The organism is Micromonospora sp. NPDC002411 (assembly GCF_053592955.1).
Genome location: NZ_JBSFBM010000362.1, coordinates 1 through 6506, shown reverse-complemented (window position 1 = coordinate 6506; position 6506 = coordinate 1). Strand labels below are relative to the sequence as shown.

Here is a 6506-nt window from a genome sequence, read left to right as displayed (position 1 = left end):
CGCTGCCCGTCGGCGCGCACGCCGCCTGGTGGAGCGCGTTGCGGCAGCTCGCGGGGCCGGGGCTGATCTGCGGGTACGCCGGCCTGACCCTCCTCGTCGCCGCCTGGTGGTGGGCGGGGCGGGCACCCGACGAGGTCGTCGACCGGCGGTCCGCCGCGCTCACGCTGGCCTGCTGGGCGGGACCGCTGCTGGTGGCGCCGCCGCTGTTCAGCAGGGACGCGTACAGCTACCTGGCGCAGGGGGCGATGGTCCTCGCCGACATCGACGTCTACCGGCACGGGGTGACCCAGTTGGGTGGTGCGTTGGCTGCCGAGGTGCCGCAGATGTGGCAGCAGACCCCCGCGCCGTACGGGCCGGTGTTCCTCGCCGTGGCGGCCGTCGTCAGTGGTGTGACAGGCGGCAAGCTGGTGCTGGGTGTGCTCGGCCTTCGTCTGGTGGCGGTGGCCGGGGTGGCGCTGCTGGTGGCGTACCTGCCCCGGCTGGCCCGGCACTGTAGCGTCGACCCGTCGGCCGCACTCTGGCTGGGCGTGCTCAACCCTCTCGTACCGTTGCATCTCATCGCCGGCGCGCACAACGAGGCGGTGATGCTGGGCCTGCTGGTGGCCGGGCTCAGCCTCGCCTTCGAGCACCGCTACGGCGCGGCGACAGTGCTGGTCACCCTCGCCGCGCTGGTCAAGGTGCCGGCGGTGGTCGCGCTGCTGGTGGTCGTCTCGCTCGCCGCGCGTCACCGCGGGCTCCCGACCTCGGTGGCACGCACGGCCGGCGTCGCGGTGGGCACCGCCGCCGCGGTCACCTGGGCCACCGGCATGGGGTACGGGTGGGTCGGCGCACTCGGCACCCCGATGTACCGGCACAGTTGGTCGATCTCGAGCGCGCTCGGTCGGGTGGCGCTGCGGGCGGCCGGACGGTCCGGTCTGCACCTGGGCGACGCCCCGATGCGGCTCTGCCTGGCGCTGGGGGTGGTCGCCGCACTGGCCGTGGCGGTCGCCGCGTGGTGGCATCGGCGGCGGCTCGGCCCGGCGTACGCGCTGGGGTTGGTGCTGCTGGCGGCGGCGCTGCTCGGCCCGGCGACCCGGCCCTGGTACGCGCTCTGGGGTCTGGTCTTAATCGCGGCGGCGGCGCACGGGCGGGCCCGGCCGGCGGCGGCGCTGGGGGCGGTGGTGCTCGCGTTCGTGGCCCTGCCCAGTGGATTCGGACCGGACGCGGCGCAGGCGGTGCTGGCCGCCGCCGGGGTGCTGGTCGGGCTGCTCGCTGTCGGATCACTGCGCCTGCTGCTGCCACCGGCTGCCGTGCGGGTGGCCCGATGAGTGCCAACCGGCGTCGGGCGGCGACGGTGGCGGTGCTGGCCGTCGTCCTCACGGTGGCGATCGCGGTGCTCCCCGGGCACCGGGGTTGGTTCGACGTCGGCGTCTACCACGGTGCGGTCGGGCACTGGGTACGCGGCGGCGACCTGTACCAGTGGACCACCGGCAACGGGTACGGCTTCACCTACCCGCCGTTCGCCGCCGTCAGCATGCTGCCGATGGCGGCACTGGCCTGGTACCCGACGATCGTGGCGAACCTGCTGCTCACCGCGCTGGCCGTCGCATTCCTGCTGCACCTGCTCGTGGACCCGGTGGCCCGACGCCACGGGTGGAGCCGCTGGTACGCGCTCGCGCTGTCGTGCTGCCTGCTGGCCGGGCTGAACCCGGTGCGGGACACGGTCAGCTTCGGGCAGGTCAACCTGGTGCTGGTGGCGCTGGTCTACCTGGACCTGTGGTTGGTGGAGCGGGGCAGTCGGCTGGCCGGAGTCGGGACCGGGCTGGCCGCCGCGGTCAAGCTCACCCCGGCGGTCTTCATCGGTTATCTGCTGGTCAGCGGGCGCTGGCGGGCCGCCGCCACGGCCATCGGCACCGCCGTCGCCGCCACCACTGTCACGGCGGCGCTCGCGCCGGACGCCACCCGCACGTTCTTCACCGAGGCGCTGTGGGACACCGACCGGGTGGGCCGGCTGGCGTACGTGTCGAACCAGTCAGTGCTGGGCGTGGTCGCCCGGCTCGACCCGACGCACCCGGACCAGCGGCTGTGGGTGGCGCTGGTCGCCGTCGTGCTGGTGGTGTGGGCGACGCGGGTACGCCGGGCGGTGCGCAACGGTGACGAGCGGGCCGGCTTCGCGGTGACAGGTGTCGTCGCGTGCCTGGTCAGCCCGGTCACCTGGGTGCACCACCTGGTGTGGCTGGTGCCGGGGCTGGTGGTGATCGCGGCGTCCACGCTGCCGTGGCCGCCGGCCGACCCGACGGCCCGTCGGCGGGCACGTGCGGGCGTCGCCGGGTACGTCGTGCTCTGTAGCGGGCTGGTCTGGGTCTTCGCCAACGGGTCGGCCGGACCGCTGGGGTTCCTCGGCGCGAACGCGTACGTCTGGGTCAGTGTCGGGATGCTCGTGCTGCTTCCGGTCGGACGTGCCGATCCGGGGAAGGATCATCCTCGGTTAACCGAGCATTGTGGAGCAGTTGAGGTGCCGGGGGGTGTTGGCGTCGGCCGCTAGAGGCGAGACTGGGCACGATCTGACAATCACGCAGATCGATGCACTGGATGGTCTGGAGGCAGCCTGTGTCCACCCTCGTGTCCCCGCCGGTCACGCTCGGCGCGATCCGCCGGCGTACCACCACAGTCGCCCTGCTCCTCGTCATGGTCGCCGCCGCGCTGGTCGGTCCGTCCGTGGTGACCCCCCGACTGACCGACTCCGCCTCGGCGGCGGTCTACAGCTCCTGCACGATGAGTCGCTGCGCCGACGCCCGCGCCGCCCGTTCGGGCTGGGCCGCGAAGGGCTTCCCGACCAGCCGCGGCTGGTACTCCTGGAGCGGGGGGAAGTCCAACTTCGCCGGCGGCCAGTTCTACAACTACGAGGGTCAACTGCCCACCAACGCCACCTACAACGAGTACGACGTCTACCCGCGTACCCAGGGCGCCGCCCGGGACGCGTACCGCATCGTGGTGAACCGCAGCACCGGGGTGACCTGGTTCTCGCCCAACCACTACACCGACTTCTACCGGCTCTGACCGACGCCGGGGCCGGTCGATCCGGGCCGGCCCCGCAGTTGTGCAGCAGGAGGCACGTGATGGCCGACGAGGACGACCGGCGGTGGCCCGACTGGTTGACGGTGTGCCGCGACGACGCGCCGCAGGCGCAGGGCGCGGTGGTGCTGGACGGTGCGGCGACCCGGACCCGGCCCGCGCTCTTCGCCGCGTTGGCCGGTGCGCTGGCCCTGCCGACTCACCTGGGGAGCACCTGGGACGCCCTCTCCGACGTGCTCCGGGACCGGCTGGACACCGGTCCGCTCACCCTGCTGATCGACGACGCCGGCGAGTTGCTCGTCGACGAGCCGGCCGGTCAGTACGCCCTGCTGCTCAGCGTGCTCGGCGACCTCGCCGCCACCGCACCGCACCCCCTGCGCGTCGTCCTTCGCGACGCCCCGACCACCTGACGGCCGTCCCGAGCCTGTGTGGGTGCTCAGTTCCCGACAGTCGGGGCGGTGAGCGGGTGCGGTGACGGTGGCGGTGACGCTCGGGTGACGGGCCCTTCGCGATCCTCGTGCCGAGCCGGGCACTGTGCACCGGCGCGGGCAACGGGGAGGCCGTGCGGTGGACTTCGTCGACGGGGTGCTGGTGCGGTTGGCCGACCCAGGCACCCGCGCGTCGCTCTTCGACGAGGCGTCGCTGGCGCACCTGGTCGAGGCCGCGTACGACACCGAGGCGATGCCTGTCGCGCCGCCGTACGCGGCGGTCTTCGACGAGCTGACCCTCGGCTTCGCCGCCGCCCCCGTCACCGTGGCCGAGGGGGAGTGGCTGGGCTCCGGCGGAACCACCCGTACCGAGTTGCGCGTACGCCTGCACGGCCTCGGCGGCTCGGCGCTGCGCATCGACGCGTTGTGGCGGGGCAGTCTGGTGGTGCGCACCAGCGTCGCCCGGGACCGGGTCGAGGACCTGGACGTGGCGGTGCCCGCTTTCGACGTGGACCCGCAGATCATCGCCGACCTGGGCGCGTTGCCGGCCGACCCGGCGCAGTTGGAGACCGAACGCCGTACGCGGCTGGTGACCCGGCTGCGGGCCGGGCTGCACCAACCGGCCGCGTTCACCGACGCGCACCTGGACCGGCTGCTCGCCGGTGTCGGCGCCACGAACGCCGGTGACCTGGTGACACGGATGCGCGGACAGGCCGCCGGAGCCACCGTGAAGCTGCGCTACGCCGCGCCGTCGGCCGCCCCACCCACCCCGCGTCCACTGCCGTTCGCCGCCGCCGTGCTGGTCCGCGACAAGGGCTTCTCCCTGGCCGACCTGCTCGTCGAAACCCGCCTGGTGCGGGCCCGCGCCGAGGAGTTGGGGCTGGACGTGCCCGCACCGGACGACGTCCGGCGACGACACCGGGTGGTCGCCGTCTGGGTGGTCCCCGTCGAGACGTTCGACGACGACGGTTGGCCCGGCGGCGACACCGGCACCGACGCACAGAAGCGGGCCGCCCGGTTCGCGAGGGCCGGCCAGTGGCTCGCCCGCAGCGGCATCGGACTCGCCGCCGTCCCGACCTGAGAACTCAGACCAGTAGCAACTTCGTCCGGGAGGACCCGTGGCACCGACAGCAGCATTCCCGTTCATCGAAGTCCGGATCGTGCCACCACCGGCCCCGCTGGCCCAGCGCTCTCCGGGCGTCGTCGCCGTGGTGGGCAAGGCGCCGTCCACGGCCGACGGGGGCTCGGCGCCGGCGAACACGCCGGTCCGGATCGAGACCCTCGACGACGCGGTCACCAACTTCGCCCGCCGGCAGGCCGGCAACGTGGTCCGCAACGCCCTCTACAACTCGTTGGAGTTGGCGTTCCTGCAGGACCCGCGCCCGGCCAAGGTGTACGGGGTCAAGGTCGCCGGCGACGACTACGCCGCCGCGCTCGGTGGTCTGGAAGCCGCCGACGACGTGACGATGGTGTCGCTGGCCAACGAGTCGAGCGTCGGCAACCCCGCCGGCGCGGGCGCGCCCACCGGACTGCACGCCCTCAAGGCGCACGTGGAGACGATGTCCGCGGCCGGCCAGCGGCGGATCGGGTTCGCCATGGTCAACCCGGCCACCGACAAGAGCCCCACCTACGTCGCGGACATCACCGCCACCGCGAACCCGCTCAAGAGCAGCACCAGCCGGATGGTGATGATCGCCGCCCGGGGCGCGGACGGTGACGCGGCCACCGCCGCGATGGCCGCCGTGGCCGGACTTCCCGTGCACCACAGCATCGTGCTCAAGAAGATCCGTGGAGTCGCCATCCCGGTGGCCAAGCAGTACAGCCCGGCCGAAATCAAGGGCCTCTCCGAGGCGAACCTCACCCCGATCATCGACCCGACCCTGATCACCGGGGAGAGCCTGCACTTCGCCGACGGACGACTGTTCACCTCCGACGCCAGCCTGCTGCACGTCGACCTGGTGCGCACCCTCGACCAGATCGAGTTCATGCTGCGCGCCGGACTGATCGGCCTGGTCGGCGACGCGCGGATCACCAAGCCCGGCATGACGCTGCTGAAGACCCAGGTCGACGGCATCCTCGGCCCCCTCAAGCGGCAAGCGGTGATCGACGACTACACCATCGAGATCCCGGTGCTGGACATCCTCGCCATCCCCGAGGTCGCCCGTACCGCCACCGACACCTCGATCGTCACCGCCGCCCGGGCCGACCGCACCGTCGACCTGGTCGTCACCGTCACGTACGGCCCGGCCGTGAGCCGCCTGCTGGTCACGCTCGTGGCCAAGTTCTGACCCGGAGGAACCAGACCATGGAGTGGAAGACCCGCCTGGCGGTGCAGTACACCAAGGGCACCGAGACGGTGCTGATCAGCCCCATCGACTCGTTCAGTCCGTCCTTCTCGCTCAACGTCGAGGCGTTGCACTCGTGCGAGGTGACCCACATGGGTGTCATCCACGCGCCGGTGTCGATGAACTTCACGATGACCGTCAAGGCGATCGGGGACGTCGCCGGCCGGCTCACCAAGCTGGCCCTCGACGGAGAGCTGTTCGACATCGCGCTGCTGGAGCACACCGGAGACGACTGGGCGTTCTCGTCCTTCGTCCTGCGCGACTGCCTGATCACCAGCGCCACCCCGACCACCGCCACCATCTCCGGCGCTCCCGCGGCGACCTTCAGCGGCTTCAGCCTGGCCGCCACCGTCGACCCGAAGACCGGCGACCAGTCCGTCCTGCCGTAACCCCACGAGGATCAACCGGAGGTAGCAAATGGCGACCGGTGCTGGCCGTGCCGCCCGGGTCACCCGTACCGGGCTGGCCCTGGTGCACGCGGGTGAGTTGGTGCTGCCGGCCGCCGGCAGCGAGGCGGAGGCCGAGCAGGTCGCCGAGGACGATCGCGCGGTCATCGCGTACCACTTCCCGGTGGAGATCGAGGTGGTCGCGGCCGGCGGCGCCCTCGACGCGGACGCGCTCGCCGACCTGGCGTTGGCCCGCCTCGCCGAGCACCTCGACGGGCGGGTCTGACGGTGGC

General features: G+C 72.7%; 8 protein-coding genes. All 8 read left to right on the top strand.

Going from position 1 to position 6506, the window contains the following annotated elements:
* Positions 1 to 1307: polyprenol phosphomannose-dependent alpha 1,6 mannosyltransferase MptB (gene mptB, locus ACWCO3_RS29575; RefSeq protein ID WP_450013168.1), on the top strand; the 1307-nt coding region annotated here is incomplete at its 5' end.
* Positions 1304 to 2524 (top strand): glycosyltransferase 87 family protein, encoded by a 1221-nt coding sequence (locus tag ACWCO3_RS29570; protein ID WP_450013166.1) that lies wholly within the window; start codon positions 1304 to 1306, stop codon positions 2522 to 2524. The genes mptB and ACWCO3_RS29570, both read left to right, overlap by 4 nt.
* A gap of 65 nt (positions 2525 to 2589) precedes the next feature.
* Positions 2590 to 3039: a ribonuclease domain-containing protein gene (locus ACWCO3_RS29565; protein ID WP_145781247.1), complete on the top strand. Its 450-nt coding sequence runs from the start codon at positions 2590 to 2592 to the stop codon at positions 3037 to 3039.
* A 59-nt stretch (positions 3040 to 3098) separates the two neighbouring features.
* Positions 3099 to 3464, top strand: coding sequence for a barstar family protein (locus tag ACWCO3_RS29560; RefSeq protein WP_450013163.1), 366 nt, complete (start codon positions 3099 to 3101; stop codon positions 3462 to 3464).
* A gap of 157 nt (positions 3465 to 3621) precedes the next feature.
* Positions 3622 to 4563, top strand: a complete 942-nt coding sequence (locus tag ACWCO3_RS29555; RefSeq protein ID WP_357934800.1) for a hypothetical protein — start codon at positions 3622 to 3624, stop codon at positions 4561 to 4563.
* A 37-nt stretch (positions 4564 to 4600) separates the two neighbouring features.
* Positions 4601 to 5770: a hypothetical protein gene (locus ACWCO3_RS29550; protein WP_357836298.1), complete on the top strand. Its 1170-nt coding sequence runs from the start codon at positions 4601 to 4603 to the stop codon at positions 5768 to 5770.
* 17 nt (positions 5771 to 5787) lie between these two features.
* Positions 5788 to 6216, top strand: a complete 429-nt coding sequence (locus ACWCO3_RS29545) for a hypothetical protein (RefSeq protein WP_269679132.1) — start codon at positions 5788 to 5790, stop codon at positions 6214 to 6216.
* A 28-nt stretch (positions 6217 to 6244) separates the two neighbouring features.
* Positions 6245 to 6499 carry a hypothetical protein gene (locus ACWCO3_RS29540; protein WP_145781258.1) on the top strand — a complete coding sequence of 85 codons (255 nt, stop codon included), beginning with the start codon at positions 6245 to 6247 and terminating at the stop codon, positions 6497 to 6499.
* The last annotated feature ends 7 nt before the right edge of the window (positions 6500 to 6506 follow it).

Coding starts and splice junctions, on each gene's coding strand:
- ACWCO3_RS29570 (WP_450013166.1), top strand. CDS start 1,304: ATGAGTGCCAACCGGCGTCGGGCGGCGACGGTGGCGGTGCTGGCCGTC.
- ACWCO3_RS29560 (WP_450013163.1), top strand. CDS start 3,099: ATGGCCGACGAGGACGACCGGCGGTGGCCCGACTGGTTGACGGTGTGC.
- ACWCO3_RS29545 (WP_269679132.1), top strand. CDS start 5,788: ATGGAGTGGAAGACCCGCCTGGCGGTGCAGTACACCAAGGGCACCGAG.
- ACWCO3_RS29540 (WP_145781258.1), top strand. CDS start 6,245: ATGGCGACCGGTGCTGGCCGTGCCGCCCGGGTCACCCGTACCGGGCTG.